The organism is Pseudoalteromonas sp. SG44-17 (assembly GCF_014164235.1).
GTDB lineage: Bacteria > Pseudomonadota > Gammaproteobacteria > Enterobacterales > Alteromonadaceae > Pseudoalteromonas > Pseudoalteromonas rhizosphaerae.
The window spans coordinates 36795-58056 of record NZ_JACJEV010000003.1; the positions used below are offsets into that span (position 1 = coordinate 36795).

Below are 21262 nucleotides of genomic sequence, written 5' to 3' on the forward strand. Positions count from 1 at the left end.
GAATTTGCGGTGCTAGTAAGAGGAATTAAATAACCAGTTACATCAGATGACTCACTATGTATTACAAGGTAGAGGTAGGCTTTAATTTATCACTAAAGCCTATATAAGCTAATGCAATTATTAAAATTCGTAACTAATACTCACGCCACCATCAGCGCGTTTTTCATTACTGTTGCTGCCTTCACCGTAGCCTAATTCAAAACGAACGCGCCAACCGCCTTCATTTAAACCACTAAAAAGGTAACTATAACTCACGCCTACACCGTTGGTCGTTTCTGTATCAAACATACCTGATAGCGCACAGCCAAAAATATTACCAAATGTCTCACCAATGTCTTTATCATCAGCATCCGGACACTCACGACCATCATCTTGTGCACCAATGGCGCCAACAACTAAGCCTAAAGCATGCTTTTTATCGCTCGTTAGCGCATGTTCAAACCCGACAGAAAAACCATCATCTAAGCCTATTTTATAGTTAGCATACCAGCGCTGTGTACCTTGTGCTGCTGATAATGATACCTCTGGTATAACAAAGTAAGGGTAGCCGCCACCGATTGAAAAATTAACATCGTTTGCATTAGATGAAAAAGTACAAATCGTTAGCAAAGCACCTAGGCAAAGCTTGTTTAATGTCATTGAAGTTCCTTTTAAGTTTTTTATTATAAAGCGAATGCTACTTTACACATTCTAGAAACAAAAAAGCAACTAAAATTGCTTTAAAATAACATCATCATAATCATCAACGTTTAACGTCACATTAAACTTAGCCGCCACATTATCAAGCTCAGCTTGCTTAATAGCTAATTCATCCATGGTGATAGTGTTATCGTCTAGTTGCCATAATAACCGCGAGCCCGCATAACTATAATGAATTGCTAACAATGCTTGAGGATTCCCCTCTCGCCCCGCCGCTTTTAATTTTGCCATTTTACGGGTGATTTTATTCAATGCTTGTTTGAGATCCCACACATACACCACTTCGGTCATATAATCATGCGTGCGGTATTTATTCAGCGCCCAGCCAATTGTTAGGCTAGTAATAACTACACCAATTAAATTCCAATGAAAATGACTGCCACTTTCATCAGGGAATAACGCGATTAGTAGTTGTGAGATTGCTAAACTGCCAATAGCCAACGCCAAGCCGCAGCCGATAATAACGCGGTTTAAATGCTTACGATAACGAGCTTTATCAATTTGAATAAGTTGCATAACTACCTAATAAAATAAAAACCAAAATTCACAGCCGCCATTGTAACCAATGCCCATAAGCAAACACGAAACTTTTTAAAAATATTTCACCCCTTTTTAATCTAGCGCACGTTTTAGTGATGAATACCACTTAACTTATCGAGGATTTGCTTATGCAAACAGTAGCTTTACCACACACTAATCATGCTTTAAAAACATCAACGGCCATTGTTGGTGGTGCAGCCATGACCTTTGCGGCATTTGCATTTATGCAGTACTTAATTAGTGGCGAGCAACGCGCGCCAAGCTTTATTGATGACAGCATCATTGTAGAAATATTCCAAGCACCAGAAGATTCTAAAGTGCAGCACAAGCAAACCTTGCCGCCGCCACCTAAAATGCAAACGCCGCCTAAAGTGCCGCCGCGTACACCGCCAAGTACTGATACTAATATAGTAACAACCGCAATAACGCCAGATATAAGTATTGATAAAATAGGTGGCGATATAAAAGCTAACTTACAGCGACCAACCGGTGATGCGACCCCCATAGTACGTATAAATCCTAAATACCCGCCCATTGCCGCACGAGAAGGCATTGAAGGCTGGGTACAATTAAGCTTTAATGTATCTCAAACCGGTGAAGTAATAGATGCACAAGTTACTGACGCAGAACCAAAACGCATTTTCGACCGTGAAGCACTACGGGCAATAAAACGCTGGAAATACCGCCCAAAAGTGATTGATGGCGTAGCACAAATGCAAACGGGGCAAAGCGTACAACTTGATTTTAAGTTAGACCAAACGCAATAAAAGCTCATTAACGGATAAGGTTGCCTATGCTTACAAGCTTAAAGTCATGGTTTATCAGTCAGCCCAGTAACGACTACTTGGCTGACTACGCAAAAAGTGGCGACAATCGCCACTTAACTAAACTCGTTACCTTGTTTGGCAACGATTTGTATCATTACTTAGTCACGCAAAGTAATGAGCAACTCGCCTTTGATATAAGCCAACAAACATGGTTAAAAGTGATGGAAAAACGCCATTATTATCAACCGCAAGACAACCCGAAAGCCTGGTTGTTCCGCCTTGCCCGTAATGCGTTAATCGATGAGTTTCGCAAACAACAGCGTTTTGTAGAATTAGAAGACGATACTGCAATTGCAGCACCTAATACTCAGCAAAGCTTTGATTACGAAGCCTTTAACCACGCTTTAATGCAACTAAGCTTTGTACAACGCGAAGCGCTCAGCTTACAGCAAGAAGGCTTTTCGCTTGAAGACATACAACAGATCACCCAAAGCAATCATGAAACCGTAAAAACGCGGCTACGTTATGCAAAACAAAACTTAAAAACATTATTAGGAGCCCATCATGAACAAGCATAACGAACAGTTTGAGCAGCAACTTAACCAGCATTTTAGTGAGCGTAAAAAACGCCACACACTGACGCCAGAACAACAGGCATTGTTTACGCAAATGCCGAATCAAAAAGCTAATAAAAAGCCGACTCGATTTTTATTACCCCTGCAAATGACTGGCCTCGCCTGCGCTTTAGTGGTGTTGGGCTTTACCATTTTTAACACCACAGATAACAACACAGAACAACAACACACACTTAACAACACCTTTGCCGTACAGCAAAGCAGTTACCACTTTATAGAAGTACACCAAGTAGATAATGCGGGCAGTTATTCAAGTGAGGTAACCAGCCAAAAACAACAACTCGACGATAAACTCGCCGCCGACCTGCGCCTACACCAACAGCGCTATATTGAATACGGGCAATTAGTTAAAGTAGACAACGACTGGTACATCGCCAGCTGCCACAGCGAAGTGCTCATTCAAATAAAAGACTCACTATTGAATAACTTAAAAACCAAACACGCCGTAGAGAGCAATATAATGAAAGGCGACATGCTCGCCATGGCCCACAACAGCCAAGGCCAGATTATCGCACTCAAACATGCAGGGGATGGGGTAAAGGTGTGTAGGGGATAATCACTTGCTTCATAATACTTTGTAAAAGTTCTCAGTATTAATGACTATAATACTGAGGGTACATGCTCAGCTAAATAGAATTATGTAGCAAGATATTTGACTCTATTTTTATACTGGGTTGAACAGCAAAGAATAAAACAAGAAAAGGTGTCTTATTTATTTGTTCTGCCTGAGCTAGAGCATTGCTTTAGGAAACTATTTTTCCATTCTTGAAACGCTTTCTTACTATCTTCAGTTTCTATTCTTATATTTCTTGGGGGTGGTGAAGTCCAGCCATGTTTACGAGGTGTTAAAGTACCATCGGGGTATACCAATTTGTATTCAAACGGAGGAGAAGCCAATTTCAACTCACTATAACTTTCAACTGCGCTCTTGCTTACAGCTACAATATTATCAGAGCTAAAATCCCATACAACTAAATTCTCACCAACATTACTGATAATATGGCCACACATAACATCATGTCGATTTTTAATTGTAATCTTGTATTTAGCTAACTCAATTTTAGATGAAATAGATTTTACGTGATAATTGTAAGTAGCGTATGCCGCTAACACTAAAATCATAATAGATAGAGCATTGACAAAAAGTAGATTGGGTTCTTCTTCACACTCATTTTGCCTGTCACTATAGATAATCCCCTCGGCACGCACCTTTCTTTTTAGTACATAAGAAATATCTTTTGTCGTTTTAAACATTAATAGTGTCAACAGAATGAGTATTAATGAAAAAGGAAGACCGCTAGATACTATAGTAAAGTTATATATATCAGTATTTGATAAATAATCAAAAGCAAAAACATCCCAACTATTAAAGTAAGTAATTGTCCAAAAATAACAAAAAACACTGTAAACAAAGAAGGTAATCGTAGTTACACCCCCCCAGTTTTTAGAAGCTAAATCTATAATTTTTATATTTCTATTATCTTTCATCTTAACAATTCAAATTGATTTTATATCAATAGCCTACCTAAGGCGCTTCTCGCGGTCAAACCCAACTCAATCCCTAGATTAAAGGGAACCAATGCGGCAGCACTTTGCATCTTGCCAAGACCGAAAAGCGATCTCACGTTTAACACCCTTCCCCCGTCATCACGCCCTGAAAATAAGTAATTGATGAGTAATTCATTTCATAGATGAAATGAAAGCCGTGACTTCGCCATGGGTGAAAAGCGTAGCTTTGAACGAGAGGCCACGGATGGCCGAACTGGGGAGCGTACATGGATGTGAAAGTTGGCCTATCTTCGCCGTTTACGTTCACATCAATTATGTTTTGAAGGATAAGCGTGATGCTCGGATGGAAAATATCGCGGCTAAAGCCTGCTCCTACAGAGAGTCCAGACAGAGGCCAGCAGCAACACCGATTTGGCTCACCAAGCCAGCACGACAAACCTTGAATAAGGTTTCTTTAAACAGTTAGCGAGTTTGAAAGCGACAAGTTAGCAAGCAATGACTAAAAGTTACACGCGCCAGCAAGCTCAGCGCCTACGGTGGTTAACCCTTACATTGGAGTTAAACCCTTCGCGGCTGAAGCCAGCTCCTACAACAATAACTAACCTCAGTGTGGCGAAGCGCCTCTGTGCTGTCGGTGGTGAAATTCACTTTTTTCGCCCTAAAGGACGACAATTTAAACGCCCCCATTGGTTTTATCGTTGCACTTTAGCCAACCAAACCACGCGCGCCAGCAAGCTTAGCGCCTACGGTGATGAACTTATCACTGGTGTTAAACCCTTCGTGGCTAAAGCCAGCTCCTACTTCCAATATTTAACCTCTGTGCAGCGAAGCGCCTCTGTGCTCTCGGTGGTGATATTCACTTTTTCGCCCTAAAGGACGACCTACAATTTAAACGCCCCATTGATTTTATCGTTGCACTTTAGCCAACCAAGCCACGCGCGCCAGCAAGCTTAGCGCCTACGGTGATGAACTTATCACTGGTGTTAAACCCTTGGTGGCTAAAGCCAGCTCCTACTTCCAATATTTAACCTCTGTGTAGCAAAGCGCCTCTGTGCCCTCGGTGGTGATATTCACTTTTTCGCCCTAAAGGGCGACCTAAAATTTAAACGCCCCCATTGGTTTTATCGTTGCACTTTAGCCAACCAAACCACGCGCGCCAGCAAGCTTAGCGCCTACGCTGGTGAACTTATCACTGGTGTTAAACCCTTGGTGGCTAAAGCCAGCTCCTACTTCCAATATTTAACCTCTGTGTAGCGAAGCCCCTCTGTGCTCTCGGTGGTGATATTCACTTTTCACCCTAAAGGACGACCTACAATTTAAACGTCCCCATTGGTTTTATCGTTGCACTTTAGCCAACCAAACCTCGCGCGCCAGCAAGCTTAGCGCCTACGGTGATGAACTTATCACTGGTGTTAAACCCTTCGTGGCTAAAGCCAGCTCCTACACAAAGTTTAGGCACCTTATAAGCGCTTGCGCGTCGCCATTACAGCAACCCTAGAAAGTGCTTTAACAGCCATCAGTACAACGCGCAGCGTAATACAGTGTCGTACTTAAAAGTCGCATAGTGAGGCAAACTAAACTATAGTGAATTTAAGCAGCTACGAAATATCTGGCTCATGCATATTTCAACATTAACCATATAGTTACTGTTGCATCCTTCAAGTACTTCTATTGATAAGCGTTAAAACTTTTATATGTAAATCAAAACAACAAACAGCCTAGTTTAAAATAGCGGTTGACCTGTGTGTTGCACATACGTTTATCATGCCATTATTGAATAACGATGGAGTTAAGTTATGTATGTTAAACAGTTAGCTAAAACTATGGGGGTGACCCAAGATACAGTGCGCCATTACACTCGTATAAAGTTACTTAACCCCATTCGCAGCGAAAGCAATGGCTATCAGGTGTATACCGCTGACGATCAACAACGCTTAAAATTTATTATCAGTGCGCGACAACTCGGTTTTTCTATTAAAGATATTCAGCAAATAGTTGCTCAGTCGGAGCAAGGGAATTGCCCATGCCCACTGACACGACAATTAATAACTAAACGACTCGCAGAAACAGAGCGGTTATTTCAAGAAACACTCAAACTAAGAACGCGTATGCAAGCAGCGGTAAGACAGTGGGAAAACTCAAGCGATGGTGCTGTAAGTGCCGATATATGTAGTTTAATTGAAACCTTTGTAGATCCCCTTAACGAGCAAGTTAATTCTGAGGAAGCACAATGAGTAATAGCAAAGACACAGTGCAAAATTTTATGATTGAAGGCGCTAGCTGTGGGAGCTGCGTTGCAAAAATAGAAAAAGCGCTAAAAAGTGTATCTGGTGCGCAGCGTGTTGAAATGAATTTTGCTGATCGCAGTGTGCAGGTTGAAGGCAATGCGCCATCAGCAGAGCTGATTGAAGCAGTCGAAAATATTGGCTACAAGGCTAAGCCAATGAATAGCGAGTCGGAGCAAGACGCGCTAGATGAAAAAGCCAAAGCCGATAACGCGCACTATAAAAAGCTAATGCGGAATATGGTATTGGCACTAGGCGTTGGCGCTCCGCTTATGCTGTATGGGCTTATTTTTGATATGAGTGTCACCACCAATACACAGCGCATTGGCTGGTTTATTGTTGGTATAGTCACTTTAGTGGTTATGGCTATTGCGGGTAAACAATTTTACAACGGCGCATGGCAGTCATTTAAAAACCACACCGCCAATATGGATACACTGATTGCGTTGGGCACAGGTACCGCGTGGTTGTATTCTATGGTGGTAGTAATTGCGCCAAGCGTATTACCCGAGGTGGCCAGACATGTTTATTTTGAAGCCTCGGCGATGATCATCGGTTTAATTAGCCTAGGCCTTGCCTTTGAAGTAAAAGCCCGTGGCCGTACATCTGAAGCGATAAAACGCTTAATTGGTTTACAACCAAAAACAGCTCGGGTAGTGCGTGATAACAAAGAGCAAGACATAGCTATTAGTGAGGTACTAAAAAACGAGACTGTGCGTGTACGCCCCGGTGAAAAAATCCCCGTGGATGGTGAAGTCATTGAAGGTAGCAGCTCAGTGGATGAGTCAATGCTCACGGGTGAGCCAATGCCAGTCAACAAAAGTGAGGGCGATACCATTGTTGCAGGCAGCATTAATAAAAGTGGCACGTTGCTATTTAAAGCCACCCATATTGGTAGTGAAACCACACTTGCCAATATTATTAATATGGTTAAACGTGCACAAAATTCTAAACCCTCCATAGGGCGTTTAGCCGATGTAATATCCGGCGTATTTGTTCCTACCGTAATGATCATTGCGGTGCTCGCGGGCCTTGCTTGGCTTAATTTTGGCCCCGAGCCGAGCATTGCTTATGCGGTAGTGGCTGTGACTACGGTGCTTATCATTGCCTGTCCGTGTGCGCTGGGTTTAGCAACCCCTATGTCAATTATGGTTGGGATAGGTAAAGCCGCTGAATCGGGAATACTTATCCGTAATGGAGAAGCGCTGCAAACCACCTCTAAAATAACCACCATGATTTTAGATAAGACCGGTACGATCACCGAAGGTAAACCCACCGTTACCGATATCATTAATTTTAATGACAGCGATAAAGTACACGTCCTTAAGCTTGCTGCTAGTCTTGAAAGCGGCTCGGAGCATCCTTTAGCGCAAGCTATTGTAAGTTATGCTGAAAATGAAGATATCACGATTGAAAAAATCAGTGATTTTAACGCCGTCACGGGGCAAGGTGTGACAGGCACATTTGATGGACAAACTTTATTGTTTGGCAATGAAGCGCTTATGAGCCAACACAATATCAGTATTGCAGAGGCAAAAGAGCAAGCTGAGCAATTAGCCAGCGCCGCTAAAACGCCAATGTATTTTGCCATTGATACCCAACTACAAGCCATTATAGCGGTAGCCGATCCGATAAAAGACGATTCAGCAGAAGCCATTAAACGCTTACAAAACAAAGGTATCCATGTTGTTATGCTGACCGGCGATAACCAAGCTACCGCCAAAGCCGTCGCTAACAAAGTCGGTATTAAGGACTTTATTGCCCAAGTAATGCCTGATGACAAAGCCAGTGAAGTAACTAAACGCCAAGCTAAAGGTGAAATAGTCGGTATGACGGGTGATGGTATAAACGATGCGCCGGCACTGGCACAAGCCGATGTTGGGTTTGCTATTGGCACTGGCACCGATGTGGCGATTGAGAGCGCTGATATCACCTTAATGCGTGGTTCATTACAGAGTCTTGGCGATGCCATTGCAGTTAGTAGCGCCACTATAGTCAATATTAAGCAAAATTTATTTGGTGCATTTATTTACAATGTGGCAGGTATTCCAATTGCTGCCGGGCTGTTATATCCATTCTTTGGCATATTACTAAACCCGGTTGTTGCAGGTGCTGCTATGGCATTGTCATCGCTGACTGTGGTCACAAACGCCAATCGCTTACGCTTTTTTAAACCCATTAAATCGTAATTTTATAAATAGGAGTAGCATTATGTTGATGATCAATATACTCGGCGCGTTGTTAATTGCGGTTATTATTTACTGGTTTTGGCTATACAAACCTAAGCAAGTGCAAAGTAATAACAACAAAATAACGATAGTGGTTAATAACGGGGTTTATTCCCCTGCCCATATTAAAGTGGCTGCTGGTAAAAAAGTAACGCTGACGTTTAATCGACAAGACAGTGCCCCATGCGCCGAAACAGTGGTGTTTCCTTCACTCGATATCAGTAAAACGCTCGCTATGGGTGAGAATAACACTGTTGAGCTGCCAGCACTTAAAGTGGGTGAATATGCTTTTCATTGCCAAATGCAAATGTATAAAGGCACGTTATTGGTATCTTGAGGTATAACAAAACTCAAAGAGACCTTGCTTCATGAAGGAATGCAAAGGGTCAAATGCACAGGTCTTGCATCTTGCCAAGACCAAATACCAATCTCACGTTTAACACCCTCCCCGTCATCACGCCCTGAAAATAAGTAGTTGATGAGTAATATCGCGCAAGGCTGGATTTTGTTCCCGACAAATCCTAAGTACAGCCATTTAGGCAATGCGCGATAAAGCGTGACTTCGCCATAGGTCAAAAGCGCAGCTATGAACGAGAGACCATGGATAGTCAAACTGGAGAGCGTACATGGATGTGAAAGTTGGCGAAAAAACGGCGCTTACATTCACATCAATTATGCTTTGAAGGAAATAGCGTGATGCTAGGGTGGAAAACATTCGCGGCTAAAGCCAGCTCCTACAGAGAGTCCAAAGAGAGGCCAGCGGAAGCCCCTCTTTGGCTGCTGTCGTGCCAGCGCGACAAAACCTTGAATAAGGTTTGTTTAAACAGTTAGCGAGTTTGAAAGCGACAAGTTAGCAAGCAATGACCACAAGTTACACGCGCCAGCAAGCTTAGCGCCTACGGTGGTGAACTTATCACTGGTGTTAAATCCTTCGTGGCTAAAGCCATCACCTACTTCCAATATTTAACCTCTGTGTAGCGAAGCCCCTCTGTGCTCTCGGTGGTGATATTCACTTTCTCGCCCTAAAGGGCGACCTACAATTTAAACGCCCCCATTGGTTTTATCGCTGCACTTTAGCCAACCAAACCTCGCGCGCCAGCAAGCTTAGCGCCTACGCTGGTTAACTTATCACTGCTGTTAAACCCTTCGTGGCTAAAACCATCTCCTACATCAACTATTTAACCTCTGTGCAGCGCGAAGCGCATTTGTGCTTTCGGTGGTGAAATTCACTTTTTCGCCCTAAAGGGCGACCTACTGTTTAAACTGGTAATCTTTTATATAACGATAATCAAATTCAGTGTCGTCTAACACTTGGCAGTGGTCGTTAAAATCATCGCTGAGCATGCCATAGATATCAATTTTTACTGATTGTTCTTCAATATTTTTAGCAAAGCTGGTGAGTAACTGCCTGCCTTTTTTAGCGTCCATATAACAACCAAATTCATAAATACTGTAAAGCCTTGCAAAGGTATCGCCGCCCTCTTCTGCTTGCGTGATAAGTGCGTCACCTGTTTTACTATCGAGTATTTTTCCTAGTATAAATTGAGCGCGCGGGTTGCTTTTTTGCTCTGCTAAATAACGCAGTATTAATTGCGCTTGATAGCTATCTTGCGGGTAATTACCTAAGTAGCGCCCTTGAACATCAAACTGCCTACCTGAATAGTAAGCAAAAGCATAAGTAAGTGCTTTATGCTGGCTTATTGCAGCGAGCGCTTCATCGCTGGTATCAATGTGCTTATCGCGAAACTCGGCTGCGCGCGCTGCTTGCTGATTTTTTTCATTTTCCATGTACTGTACATCTTGAAAAATGAGCACCGCAATGGCAACAATATAACCAACCACAAAAGTCAGCACTAGCAACAAAGGTAGAACAACAAACCACCTGTTTTTTAACTTTTTTTGTTGTAGATAATCAGGGCACGCAAAATAAGCATCAAATGCTTTATAGTCATGCATTGAGATGTTGATACGTGATAGATAGGCAGCGCTCCAGGCGCCGAGTACATAAACGCCAATCAAAATAACGGACAACACATTGCCGCCGACCACTATTTGAAAATCCCATGCGAGTAAAACAATACACGCATGAGACACAAAACCTATTACAGAGAATAATCGTTCATAGCCACGACCATGAAACCTAACAGCTAAACCTATTAACGCGCCGCTGAGCCATAGCATAACAGCGCCTGCTGCTGGCTTTAATTCATAAATAAATACCCACAGCACTAAAATGGGTATACACCAAAAGACTGTGCCTAATGCGGCTGCCAATGCATTTTGTTTTGTTATTTTTTCGATTACATTGTTTTGAAAGTTGCTCTGAGCTGACACGGTAAATCCCTATACGATTGTAAAAATTGTTAATATATTCTATTTCTAACTTCAATACATCCCCAGTACAACGCAAAGCATAAGTAGCAACTTACTGCCCCCCTCTATACTCCCTCCTATCTCATTTTTTCTGTTACTAATCGCACTTTAGTAAATGTTAATAACAATTAAACTATTAACACGCTACTCTATTTACATCGTGTTTAAAAAATTGGAGTCATCATGAAGACGTCTTTTTACACCAGTTTAGCTATTGCTATGGTCAGTTTATCTACCTTGCAGGCGTGTGCGCAGCAAGCGGAACAAGAAATCCCTGTCGCTAAAAGCGCTGATAAGTATCAGCTTGAATTAGTTGCTCAAGGGGTAAATATTCCTTGGGGAATGGCGTGGCTTAACGAGCAAGATTTATTAGTAACAGACCGCGCTGGTGAGCTTAGGCTAATTCGTAATGGCAAACTGCTAGAACAAAAAATTGCAGGGCTGCCTAACATGCATGCGGAAGGTCAAGGCGGCTTATTAGATATCGAGCTTGATCCTAACTTTAAAGACAATGGCTGGATCTACTTTTCTTACTCAGGTTATGAAGGCGATGAAGAAGGCTACAATACGTCCATTATGCGTGCGCGCTTAAAAGATATGGCACTTGTCGACTCGCAGCTGCTGTTCGACGGCACGCCAAACACCACAACCAGCAAACATTACGGCTCGCGTATTGAATTTGATAAAGACGGTTACTTGTACTTTTCGATTGGTGACCGCGGCGCGCGTGATGTTCACCCACAAAGCTTAGAGTATGATGCAGGAAAAATTCACCGCATTAATGCTGATGGCACAATCCCTAAGTCAAACCCGTTTGTTAATCAGCCAAACGCACGTAAGAGTATTTACTCTTATGGCCACAGAAACCCACAAGGCATGGCTATGCATCCAGAAACGGGGGCAATTTGGAGTCATGAACACGGCCCTCGTGGTGGTGATGAAATCAATATTATTAAAGCAGGCGCTAACTACGGTTGGCCAGAAGTAACTCACGGCATTAATTATAATGGCAGTAAAATTACTGATCAAACAAGCCGCGAAAGTATGCAACAACCCGATTGGGTATGGGTGCCGTCTATCGCGCCTTCCGGGATGGAGTTTGTTACAAGTAGCAAATACCCGCAGTGGCAAGGTCATGTACTTGTTGGTGCAATGAAGTTTGCTCACTTAGTATTAGTAGAGCTTGATGGCGATAAAGTAACAGGTCACAGCAAGCTATTTGAAGGTGTTGGCCGCGTGCGCAGCATTGCAACCCACCCTAATGGCGATTTATATCTGGGTATTGATGGTATGGGAATTTACCGCATCGTGCCTAATGGTAAAATCTAACGCGTAATACAAGCAATGTGATGAAGCCCTCTAAATTGAGGGCTTTTTGCATTTTTAGGTGGTTTGGGTGTATTACTGCGGCCCTTTACCGCCATCAACTTGACTGCCTAAGCTATTGGCATTGTCTAAACTGTATGGGTATAACTGGATATCGTTAAAGATGTTAGCGCTATTGTCGCGATACTGATCAGTTGCTGATACGCCAGTATACACATTTCCTGACGCGCTAAAGTAGCCTGAGCCTTGGTTCCAATGTGATTTTGCACTGTTTTCAAAGTAATTATTTTCTACTAATACTTCAGCGCCATTACCTGCACTAATTGCAAAATAAGTAATGTTTTTCCAATAGTTATTAAACATATGAACGCGTGAATTGTAGCCGTCTACTTTAGGGTTGCGCCCTGCAGCTGTATCCCAGAAGTTATAATGTGCCGTTATTTGGGAGTTTTTGAATAAATGCGTATACCAATATTTGTTAGCACACACTTACGTATTATAACCATAAAAACGGTTCCAGCTTAAAGTGACATTTTGGCTATTGCCAATATCAATATAACCGTCACTAATTTTATTAAACGCCATATGATCAATCCAGATGTGGCTACTGTCATCAACAGAAATAGCATCCCCCGCTTCAACTAATGCTGGGTTAATATCTTCAAGTAAAATATTACGTATGATGATATTACGATCATTACTGATCACTAAGCTTGCGCCGATGATTTTTGAGTTTCTCCCCAATCCTTCAAGGGTTTTATTTGAGCGAACACGAAGCCGAGAGTCATTACGTGTAACGTTAACTGTATTATTTGAATTACTACCTAATTCACTACAGCTTTGACTACCAACCGGTAAGCGATACCAAGTTTTACCGTAATCGCCCCATGTGCCACAATCGAGTGGACATGCTGCAACAGTTCGGTTTGCCGTATGGCAGTTAATCGTTGTATTGTTAGGAACTTGAATAACCGCTGTTGATGTTGAGTTTAATGCGGCTGTTAACGCACTACAGCTAGTAACAATTGTAGGAGATACATTACCGCCGCCGGTGGTAGTTGCAAGGCCATCATTACCTGGTTGTGCCGCAAAACCAATTAAACCAGCTGTTGTTTGACCGCCACCACTACTGCTACCACAACTACCTGAAACTGGATTGATATACCAGCGCTGTGAACTGCCACCAACATCATCATTTTGATACACATTGGCACCGTTTTGCGAACCCGCAACAGTTAATGACTTTTGCGTAAGTTTATTAACGATGTTAAAACCACCCGATGAAGACGCCTTCAGCTGCCAGCGTTGATTATCCCCTTGCCAATCGTCATACACCACAATATTAGCGCCATTAGACTGTGACGAATTGAGTACATCAAGTACTTGGTTATTATGCTGCAAACGAATAGCCCAGTAACCATCACTGCCCTTAGTGAAAGCAAACTTCTGGTTTGCACTACCCCAATATTGATAGCTAATTACATCCGTTGCGCCACTAGTATCAGACGTATTTACAACTAATGCCAAGCCAGAGCCACGGTTAATTAAAGAGTAAACCCCACCAGAGGTGGGCATGGTTGTACAATTTTATGCCAATGTAGCAAAGCTACAAGTAGATAAAAGAAGTAACAATAGACTCTTGTGCCGTTGTATCAGTGTTGTCATAACGCTCATTCTTTTGCTCCAATTTATGCTATTCCTTGAATGGTGTTGTGTAAAATGCAAATCCTGCACTTAGGTACAAACGATTAATAATTATCGTTTGCGCACTTGCATTAGGGTCATTTATACTACAAATGAAGCCAATTGTTAAATTAAAGTAAACCAGTATCATTTCGATGTGAGCTTTTTTATAGCTTAAGAACTAAATTAGTATTGAAATTCGCTAATTTTAGGGTGAAATTAATATATCAGCCACTTATACAGCTTTCTTATTGTGTAATAGTATGACAAAAATTTAGCGCAATACGACTACACTAAAAACAAATCACAAAGTCGCTTTTTTACAATTCTTTTTATTTATCCGTCAATAAACTAGCTAGCAGTTATTTATCGATTTGGAACTATTATGAAAAGAGCGAATTACTTTAATATCGAACCCGAGTTAATGACCTACTTGATTGATCAAGAAGCACTGATCAAACAGAAAGTCGAGGCTACCTTTGGAGTGACAATTTGGGAGCTGCTAAAACTAAGAGCGTCACAGTTAAACCAATGCGCGTATTGTTTAGCCATGCATAGCAAACAAGCACTGGAGTATGGTGAGAGCATTAACCGCATTATTGCCCTCAATGCGTGGCAAGACACGCCACTTTATAACGATAAAGAACGTGCTGCATTAGCGCTTTGCGAGAAGTTGACTTTGTCACAGAACATTGATGATGACTTTTACCAAACACTTTCCGCATTATTTGATCAACCAAGTTTAGTTACCCTCACCGTAGCAATTAATGCTATAAATAGTTGGAATCGTATAGTCAAAATGTTTAAACCGACAGTCGAGTTTAATGAACGATAAACTATTTACAGCCCAACGGGCGATATCGCTGATTATGTACAAGCAGTTTGGTTTGCAAGCGCCCAATATTCAGGGGAGAGTTGGCTCCCCTGCGATGGCGCAAAAGGCGTTATATTTTTACTATCTGGGCGTCTTAATTTAGCTGGAAAACCATTAAATCCCCCCTATTTCATGCAAACCATATCAACACAGTCAGAAAAAGTAACGTTTACTGCTGGCTCCGTCTTTTGTGGGATCCGGTTTAAACCCGCTGGACTTGCCCATTTACAAAAGGTAAATCATTCGCTTGTGGCGCCTGCAACCTTAGCAGGTTTAGCACAGGCGCTTGACCAATATGCTAACTTAGATTCGTTTATTGATTTGTTGTCGGCGCACCTCAATGCATCAAAAATACACCATCAGGCTATTGAGCACACACAAAAATTGATCCATAAAATAATCAATCTTACCCCACTAAGTACTGCTTACGAGCACACCCCTAAAGGTAAGCGGCAATTAGAGCGCTACGTTAAAAACACCTGTGGCATCACTGCCAAACACCTAGCACGTATTTACAGAGTCAGGCAAGTCAGACAACTTATAAAAGCAAACCCACAGCTAAGCTTGGCACAACTCGCCCTTGAGTGCGGGTTTTCCGATCAATCTCACCTAAACAATGAGTTCAACGCTATTTTACAAATACCCCCTGCCAAATATAAAAAGTTAATCCATCAATAGCTGCTGTTTTATTGCTGCACTATAAACTAAAAAGCCTGCAAATTTGCAGGCTTTTCGCTGACTAGCTAACTTTACTCTCGCAAGCTCGCTAACTCTTTACAACACAATAATGCTCGTAACTAGGTAAGCAACAAACGTTAAGCCACCCGCGAATAATGCATACGGCATTTGTGTTTTAACGTGAGTAAGCAAGTCACAGCCGGAGGCAATAGCTGACACCGCACTGGTATCTGATATTGGCGAGCAATGATCGCCAAATACGCCGCCCCCTAAAATTGCCGCAATCACTAATGACGGCGGTAAACCAAGCGCTTGAATTAATGGCACACCAATCGGGATAAGTATTGCAAATGTACCCCATGAGGTGCCTGTTGTGAAAGAGATCACCGCACCGGTTACAAACAACACTGGTACGACTAAGTAAATAGGTAAGTAATCACCCACTAAGCCCGCAACAAAAGTGCCAGTACCTAAATCTTTTAAACTGGCGCCGAGAGTCAATGATAGTAATACGATCGCGACTAAGGGTAATAACTCACCCATGCCTTTAAAGCCAATATCAACCAGTTTATGGTGAGTAAATTGACGAGAGCTTACCATTAATAAGTAGGCGACAACGCAAGCTAAAATAGTTGCATACAATACCGACTTAGAGCCACTGCCGCTGGCAATATCACCATTACCTGACCAATACATAAAGCCGACCATGCTACCTATTAAAGTAAGTAAAGGAACCAGCATATAGCGTGCTTTAGTGCCTTTTACTTCTTCTTGCAGCTCTGTCTTTTGGTGCTCTAATTGCTCTTCAGCCTTTTTAAGCGGGCCGTGTACTTTATCAAACGAGATAGTGTAAAACACAATGAGTAAGGTGATGATGGCGTAAAAGTTATAGCCTATGCTGCCCCATAACACCGAGACTGCCGACTCTGACAGTTCATAATTACCAAGCAAGCCAAGTATGTATGCCCCCCAACCATTAAGTAAAATCAAAATACACACAGGAGCACTGGTACTATCAATAATGTATGCTAAGCGAGCACGGCTCATTTTAAATTTATCGAATAAACCCCGCGATAAAATACCCGCAGTCAGTACACTTAAGTTAGATTCTATAAACACCGCAATACCTGAAAACATGGTTAAATAACCCACTTGGCGTTTGCTCTTTGCCACACCTTTGTTCATCAACACATTTACTGTTGCAGCCACACCGCCCGATTCGCGTATGTAAGCAAGTAATGCACCGATTAAGATACTAAAAATGAGGATACGACTATTACCTGGCGAACTTGCTACGCTCACCACGCGCTCTATGGTATTTATAAATGTATTAAAAAGTGTATTACCGTTACCTTGCAAGGCCAGCAAAAACTCTGAAGAAGCAACAGCGACAAGTAGCGCCATAATGACTTCTTTGCGCCAAAATACGATCAAAATCGCAATTAGTGGCGGTAAAATTGAATACCAAGACATACTGTAACCTTTTTTGTGGTGAGTCTATGACTCACTCTAATTATTATCAGGCCTTTGTTATAAAGGCCGGAACAAACTCATTAGCTTAATCTGTTCGTCAATAAACACAACTTAAATCGATTAGCGATAAGCTGAACACTGCCATTTAGATCAATGCTTATTTAATATTGCTTCATAAATTAGCGAAACAATTGAGCCATATTTACCGGTTTCAAACTTTCTCCCCATAAATTCATAATCTGTTTCATTCCCTTCAATCGGGGTATGGCGAGCATTGGTAAGCAAAATTATCGCCAAGTCATAAGCGGGATCAATCACAGTAACCGTGCCCGTCCAGCCAGTGTGACCATACGCTTGTGGGCTCGCGTACGGGCCAAAATGCCATTGTAAAGCACCGTTACCGGCACGACGCCAACCTAAACCATAACTTTCATCGCTGGCTTGCGGGGCAATGAATTGCTCTAATACTTGCGGGGTAAATATTTGCTTATCACCATAGCCACCGCGATTCAGCAATAACTGCGCAAGCACAGCTAAGTCTTGACCTGTACTAAAAAGTCCTGCGTGACCTGCGACCCCACCTAAGGCATAAAATGCTTTTTCGTCATGTACTTGCCCTTGTAAAACGTCGGTACGAACATTATCAAAGCTGATCCGCCCGTCACGAGTGTTTCCCATTAACTCAGTGGCAGCTATTTGGTTTTTTATAAAGCCCTTTTGCAATGGATTATAAACGGTGTGGGTTAAACCAAGCGGTTGAAAAATTTGCCCTTCAACATAATTATCCAGCGACTGCCCTGAAAGTCGCTCCACTAATACACCGAGTAACATGTAATCAATATCTGAATATAAATGTTTAACGCTACGACCCGCAACAAATGGCACGCCTGTCAGTAATAAGTTTTTAGTACGTAAGCTATTTTGTGAAAAGAATCGCTCACCAAACTTATTATCTTTACGATGAAAATCAACTACCGCGGGATAACCTGCACTGTGGGTCAGTAAATCTTTGACTAACCGCTGCTCACGGCCCGCACCACGAAACTCAGGTAAGTAATAAAATAGTGGTTTTTCTACATCAACTTTACCTTCACTGGCCAGTTTCATTAACGCTAAATTTGTGGCAAACATTTTTGAATTAGAGGCAATATCAAATAATGTATCGCTTTTCATCTGCTGTGGCTGCTCTAATAATGAGCCATCAGCAAGGTATTTTTTAGCATCGCCATAGTGGCTTAATTTAATTAACTTACCATCTTTGATCACTGCCAGTACGGCACCGGGAAATCCTGCCGCGACTTCTTCATTGATCAATTTATCCACGTTATTAAACTGCACTGACTTTACAGGCTTAGTTACTAATGTTGGGTAAGGAAAACGTAATGTTAAACTTGCCCCTTCAGGCTGCACATTTTCAACCTTGAACGTATTTGTGCCGTTGTGAGTCCGTTTAGATAAGCTGTATTTGTAGCTATTATTTGCCATAAGTGGCTGAGCAATATTTATTTTTTCACCATTGATAAAAATATCCGCGCTCGTTGCGGTGTTATTTTCAATGATAATTTCGCCTCGGCCTTTATAAGCTTTAAATGTACCACGGTCATTAACCAGTGCCCGAGAACTTGGATTAGGATTTGGTACCTGCAACACAACCTGCGCATTTGCTAAAGGCTTAATAATCGGTTCTGGGGCAAGTTGCTGTTGTTGATATTGCAACATTAACTTAGCTGCTTTTTTCGGAAAGTACTTCTGCATCAAAGCAAACAATACCGCAGCGCTGCGCGCATCTGCATTACCGCTTACATGCCAAGGTAAAAAGTGCATTTGAAAGGCACTTAATGTATCAAGGGTTTGTGGATCAAGTTGATTAGTCACGTGTACATCATAACCATAACCACGTAACGCTTTTTGCATTAAACTAATTGATGGTTTAACTAAATTAAATTGCTGCCAATATTTATCAACCGTGTCACTGTCATACCATGCACCAATACCAGCTTGGTACAATTGATACCATGGAAAGCGCGGACCTGGATCGTTTTTTCGTGTAGGCGCTATATCGGAGTGCCCTACAACTTGAGTTGGGCCAATATCAGGGTTACGGGCTAAAATACCTTTACTGAGCTCAATCAATAACGCTATTTGTTTAGCGTCAAAATCGGGGAAAATACACAGTTTTGAGGCGTCATTTTCCATTTGCTCATCAGGTTTAACTTCGGGATAGTGACAGCTTGGTACGTTAACAATTTCGATACCAATTGATTGATCATTTAAATCTTCACGGCCTTGCCAAAAGCTTGTCCCGGCATGCCACGCCCTATCATGTTCATCAACTAGTTGAATTACTTTTAATTCATCCTCAGGGTAGCTAGGATCATTTAACTCTGGTAATAAATAATGAGCACTTAAACCACCTTCATCGACTAAAGCACGTATCGATTTTTCATAATCAATAGCGGTGTAATGCATGACTAAAAACTTAACACGATGACTGTAATTGGCAGATTGTGTAAACTCGTAAGGTGTTGAAGCACAACTAGTCAAAAGTGCGGTAGTTGTAACTAAACAAAGTTTTTTAAACCAAGATAAAAACGTCATAGCCTTCTCATTGCTGATCAAAGTAAATAAGCGCAATCCCAAAACCACGATTAGCGGTATTTAGTAAACAATACATTAAATAAACCCAGTTCTCATATTGTTATTGTAGTTTGGACAACTCGATTTGAGTTGTATAAACCAAACCCTATCACAGTAAAATGATTTGTAAATAATTTATTTCAACAAGCAAATCAAATAAAGATATTTTATCCCACCATAAAAACAGTGCCCAAGCGACTAGCAAATAAATCTGTTAGTTCGTGCTATTGGTGTTGTAAAATTAGATAATTAAAACTATATTATTCCAATTATTCTTAAACAATATTCCAAAACTTAATTGCGGCTATTGGGAATAATTTATTTTTTGTACGCCTAGGAACAAGAGTAAAAACAAAGATGGTTACATTTGAACCTAGAATAAGTACAAATTTATTTCGATTAATGCTATAAATACGCCAAATATAAAAATAAGCGGGTAGTATGTCTACATTTGTAAAAATTAAAGCCTTACGTCAGTCCCTATCGAGCAGCGAAGCTAAGCTAGCCGACTTCACATTGAACTCAGCTAATGCTATTCGTAATCTTTCGTCTGTAGAGCTGGCTAAAGTTGTCGGCGTGAGCCAGTCAAGCGTTGTAAAATTTTCGCAAAAACTGGGCTACAAAGGCTTTCCAGCATTTAAGCTGGCTGTCATTGATGCACTCAATGATGAAACATCAGAACCAAAACTGCATGGTAAAATCACCTTAAGTGATTCACTAGAGCAAATAGCAGAAAAGCTACTCAGTAGTAAACTTGCTGTGCTTACTGAAACAAAAAACCTCAATGAAGCGCTAGCCATTGAACAAGCTGTTAGCTTGTTAAAATCAGCTAAACGAATTTTAATTTGTGGTTTAGGGGGCTCTGCCCTGGTGGCTAAAGACTTCTCTTATAAGCTGCAAAAGTTAGGTATGCCAGCAATAGCTGAACCTGATGGTCATGCGCAGCTCGCCTATGTATCAACCTTTGCAAAAGGCGACTTAGTTATTGCGATCAGTGAATCGGGTGTCACCAGAGAAATTGCTGAAGTGGTAAAGCAGGCTAAGAAAAACGACAGTTACGTGATCTCTGTCACTAAATTTGGTAGTAACCCTGTTGCTGATCAAGCCAATGTTAGGCTTTACTCTGTGGCAGAAGAAGAGTCAGTCCGTTTATCATCGATACTTGCCCGTACTGCGCAAGACTTTGTTATTGATATTCTATTTATCGCTTTAACGCAATCGAGTCGTCAAGGTCGTAAATTACTAGAGCATTCAAATGACGTTGTTGGTGAATTTAGAAATCACTAACCAACGACATCCTAAAGAATTAAGGCCACTATTGTGGCCTTTCTTATTATAAAAACCACTTTAACAACAGCCATGCAATAAATAACCTATCTCTCGTTTGCTAATTTATAAATTATTTATTTATTCCATGCCAACCAAAATTTTTTAGTTCATAAACAATAATTATTATTGTAACTCCAACAGTATTGTTCCAACTCAATAAAAAATCCCCCTTCTTTAGAATGAAAAACACAAAAACATGTCATTTCAATATATTAAATATGATTAA

At 41.5% G+C, this 21262-nt stretch carries 19 protein-coding genes; 10 read left to right on the forward strand and 9 right to left on the reverse strand.

The genetic code is table 11. The features are described from left to right. Positions 1 to 120: 120 nt before the first annotated feature. Both H5182_RS03020 and H5182_RS03025 read right to left on the reverse strand, forming a co-directional pair. Positions 121 to 639 (reverse strand): hypothetical protein, encoded by a 519-nt coding sequence (locus H5182_RS03020; protein WP_182731174.1) that lies wholly within the window; start codon positions 637 to 639, stop codon positions 121 to 123. Positions 640 to 708: 69 nt separating this feature from the next. Beyond that, entirely contained in the window at positions 709 to 1215 is a 507-nt protein-coding gene (locus H5182_RS03025; protein ID WP_182718023.1) for a DUF3087 domain-containing protein, read from the reverse strand. A 152-nt stretch (positions 1216 to 1367) separates the two neighbouring features. Between H5182_RS03025 and H5182_RS03030 the strand changes: the two genes are divergently transcribed. The 3 genes from H5182_RS03030 to H5182_RS03040 are packed head-to-tail and all read left to right on the forward strand — an operon-like array spanning position 1368 to position 3197. Beyond that, positions 1368 to 2006 (forward strand): energy transducer TonB, encoded by a 639-nt coding sequence (locus H5182_RS03030; RefSeq protein ID WP_182759493.1) that lies wholly within the window; start codon positions 1368 to 1370, stop codon positions 2004 to 2006. A 26-nt stretch (positions 2007 to 2032) separates the two neighbouring features. After that, a complete protein-coding gene (locus tag H5182_RS03035; protein WP_145240886.1) occupies positions 2033 to 2584 on the forward strand; it encodes an RNA polymerase sigma factor in 552 nt (183 codons plus the stop codon). Next, positions 2571 to 3197: a hypothetical protein gene (locus tag H5182_RS03040; RefSeq protein WP_182759494.1), complete on the forward strand. Its 627-nt coding sequence runs from the start codon at positions 2571 to 2573 to the stop codon at positions 3195 to 3197. The genes H5182_RS03035 and H5182_RS03040 overlap by 14 nt, the downstream gene beginning before the upstream one ends. A gap of 152 nt (positions 3198 to 3349) precedes the next feature. Here the strand turns inward: H5182_RS03040 and H5182_RS03045 are convergent, their stop codons facing one another. Continuing rightward, positions 3350 to 4129, reverse strand: coding sequence for a hypothetical protein (locus H5182_RS03045; RefSeq protein ID WP_182759495.1), 780 nt, complete (start codon positions 4127 to 4129; stop codon positions 3350 to 3352). 1817 nt (positions 4130 to 5946) lie between these two features. Here H5182_RS03045 and H5182_RS03050 point away from each other — a divergent pair. Genes H5182_RS03050 through H5182_RS03060 form a run of 3 tightly spaced genes read left to right on the forward strand, consistent with a single transcriptional unit; the run spans position 5947 to position 9000 of the window. Continuing rightward, the gene (locus H5182_RS03050; protein ID WP_182759496.1) at positions 5947 to 6384 is read left to right on the forward strand and encodes a MerR family transcriptional regulator; all 438 of its coding nucleotides are present in this window, start codon (positions 5947 to 5949) and stop codon (positions 6382 to 6384) included. Further along, positions 6381 to 8624, forward strand: coding sequence for a heavy metal translocating P-type ATPase (locus tag H5182_RS03055; RefSeq protein ID WP_182759497.1), 2244 nt, complete (start codon positions 6381 to 6383; stop codon positions 8622 to 8624). Before H5182_RS03050 ends, H5182_RS03055 begins: the two co-directional genes overlap by 4 nt. Positions 8625 to 8646: 22 nt before the next feature. After that, positions 8647 to 9000: a cupredoxin domain-containing protein gene (locus H5182_RS03060; protein WP_182731166.1), complete on the forward strand. Its 354-nt coding sequence runs from the start codon at positions 8647 to 8649 to the stop codon at positions 8998 to 9000. A gap of 482 nt (positions 9001 to 9482) precedes the next feature. Here H5182_RS03060 and H5182_RS03065 read toward each other — a convergent pair whose 3' ends face one another. Together H5182_RS03065 and H5182_RS03070 are read right to left on the reverse strand one after the other, a co-directional pair. Then, entirely contained in the window at positions 9483 to 9623 is a 141-nt protein-coding gene (locus tag H5182_RS03065; protein ID WP_182759498.1) for a hypothetical protein, read from the reverse strand. 291 nt (positions 9624 to 9914) lie between these two features. Beyond that, positions 9915 to 10997, reverse strand: coding sequence for a hypothetical protein (locus tag H5182_RS03070; RefSeq protein WP_182759499.1), 1083 nt, complete (start codon positions 10995 to 10997; stop codon positions 9915 to 9917). A gap of 222 nt (positions 10998 to 11219) precedes the next feature. Between H5182_RS03070 and H5182_RS03075 the strand changes: the two genes are divergently transcribed. After that, positions 11220 to 12365, forward strand: coding sequence for a PQQ-dependent sugar dehydrogenase (locus tag H5182_RS03075; RefSeq protein WP_182759500.1), 1146 nt, complete (start codon positions 11220 to 11222; stop codon positions 12363 to 12365). A gap of 72 nt (positions 12366 to 12437) precedes the next feature. Here H5182_RS03075 and H5182_RS03080 read toward each other — a convergent pair whose 3' ends face one another. After that, positions 12438 to 12725, reverse strand: a complete 288-nt coding sequence (locus H5182_RS03080; RefSeq protein ID WP_404936210.1) for a hypothetical protein — start codon at positions 12723 to 12725, stop codon at positions 12438 to 12440. A gap of 126 nt (positions 12726 to 12851) precedes the next feature. Beyond that, complete coding sequence (locus H5182_RS03085) at positions 12852 to 13937, reverse strand: RICIN domain-containing protein (RefSeq protein ID WP_182759502.1); 1086 nt, start codon at positions 13935 to 13937, stop codon at positions 12852 to 12854. Positions 13938 to 14430: 493 nt separating this feature from the next. Between H5182_RS03085 and H5182_RS03090 the strand changes: the two genes are divergently transcribed. Further along, complete coding sequence (locus H5182_RS03090; protein WP_182759503.1) at positions 14431 to 14880, forward strand: carboxymuconolactone decarboxylase family protein; 450 nt, start codon at positions 14431 to 14433, stop codon at positions 14878 to 14880. 288 nt (positions 14881 to 15168) lie between these two features. Further along, a complete protein-coding gene (locus tag H5182_RS03095) occupies positions 15169 to 15597 on the forward strand; it encodes a helix-turn-helix domain-containing protein (protein ID WP_182759504.1) in 429 nt (142 codons plus the stop codon). A gap of 96 nt (positions 15598 to 15693) precedes the next feature. Here H5182_RS03095 and H5182_RS03100 read toward each other — a convergent pair whose 3' ends face one another. Together H5182_RS03100 and pbp4b are read right to left on the reverse strand one after the other, a co-directional pair. Further along, positions 15694 to 17070 (reverse strand): Na+/H+ antiporter NhaC family protein, encoded by a 1377-nt coding sequence (locus tag H5182_RS03100; protein WP_182759505.1) that lies wholly within the window; start codon positions 17068 to 17070, stop codon positions 15694 to 15696. 150 nt (positions 17071 to 17220) lie between these two features. Continuing rightward, entirely contained in the window at positions 17221 to 19668 is a 2448-nt protein-coding gene (pbp4b, locus tag H5182_RS03105) for a penicillin binding protein PBP4B (RefSeq protein ID WP_182759506.1), read from the reverse strand. Between the two features lie 480 nt (positions 19669 to 20148). Here pbp4b and H5182_RS03110 point away from each other — a divergent pair, with 480 nt between their 5' ends. After that, entirely contained in the window at positions 20149 to 20994 is an 846-nt protein-coding gene (locus H5182_RS03110; protein ID WP_145240869.1) for a MurR/RpiR family transcriptional regulator, read from the forward strand. Positions 20995 to 21262 lie beyond the last annotated feature (268 nt).

What these genes read in the sequence shown, in the direction of transcription:
- H5182_RS03060 (WP_182731166.1), top strand. Translation starts at nt 8,647, where the DNA reads ATGTTGATGATCAATATACTCGGCGCGTTGTTAATTGCGGTTATTATT.
- H5182_RS03100 (WP_182759505.1), bottom strand. Translation starts at nt 17,070, where the DNA reads ATGTCTTGGTATTCAATTTTACCGCCACTAATTGCGATTTTGATCGTA.
- H5182_RS03090 (WP_182759503.1), top strand. Translation starts at nt 14,431, where the DNA reads ATGAAAAGAGCGAATTACTTTAATATCGAACCCGAGTTAATGACCTAC.
- H5182_RS03040 (WP_182759494.1), top strand. Translation starts at nt 2,571, where the DNA reads ATGAACAAGCATAACGAACAGTTTGAGCAGCAACTTAACCAGCATTTT.
- H5182_RS03085 (WP_182759502.1), bottom strand. Translation starts at nt 13,937, where the DNA reads ATGCCCACCTCTGGTGGGGTTTACTCTTTAATTAACCGTGGCTCTGGC.
- H5182_RS03075 (WP_182759500.1), top strand. Translation starts at nt 11,220, where the DNA reads ATGAAGACGTCTTTTTACACCAGTTTAGCTATTGCTATGGTCAGTTTA.
- H5182_RS03025 (WP_182718023.1), bottom strand. Translation starts at nt 1,215, where the DNA reads ATGCAACTTATTCAAATTGATAAAGCTCGTTATCGTAAGCATTTAAAC.
- H5182_RS03080 (WP_404936210.1), bottom strand. Translation starts at nt 12,725, where the DNA reads ATGTTTAATAACTATTGGAAAAACATTACTTATTTTGCAATTAGTGCA.
- H5182_RS03030 (WP_182759493.1), top strand. Translation starts at nt 1,368, where the DNA reads ATGCAAACAGTAGCTTTACCACACACTAATCATGCTTTAAAAACATCA.
- pbp4b (WP_182759506.1), bottom strand. Translation starts at nt 19,668, where the DNA reads ATGACGTTTTTATCTTGGTTTAAAAAACTTTGTTTAGTTACAACTACC.
- H5182_RS03055 (WP_182759497.1), top strand. Translation starts at nt 6,381, where the DNA reads ATGAGTAATAGCAAAGACACAGTGCAAAATTTTATGATTGAAGGCGCT.
- H5182_RS03045 (WP_182759495.1), bottom strand. Translation starts at nt 4,129, where the DNA reads ATGAAAGATAATAGAAATATAAAAATTATAGATTTAGCTTCTAAAAAC.
- H5182_RS03035 (WP_145240886.1), top strand. Translation starts at nt 2,033, where the DNA reads ATGCTTACAAGCTTAAAGTCATGGTTTATCAGTCAGCCCAGTAACGAC.
- H5182_RS03050 (WP_182759496.1), top strand. Translation starts at nt 5,947, where the DNA reads ATGTATGTTAAACAGTTAGCTAAAACTATGGGGGTGACCCAAGATACA.
- H5182_RS03110 (WP_145240869.1), top strand. Translation starts at nt 20,149, where the DNA reads ATGTCTACATTTGTAAAAATTAAAGCCTTACGTCAGTCCCTATCGAGC.
- H5182_RS03020 (WP_182731174.1), bottom strand. Translation starts at nt 639, where the DNA reads ATGACATTAAACAAGCTTTGCCTAGGTGCTTTGCTAACGATTTGTACT.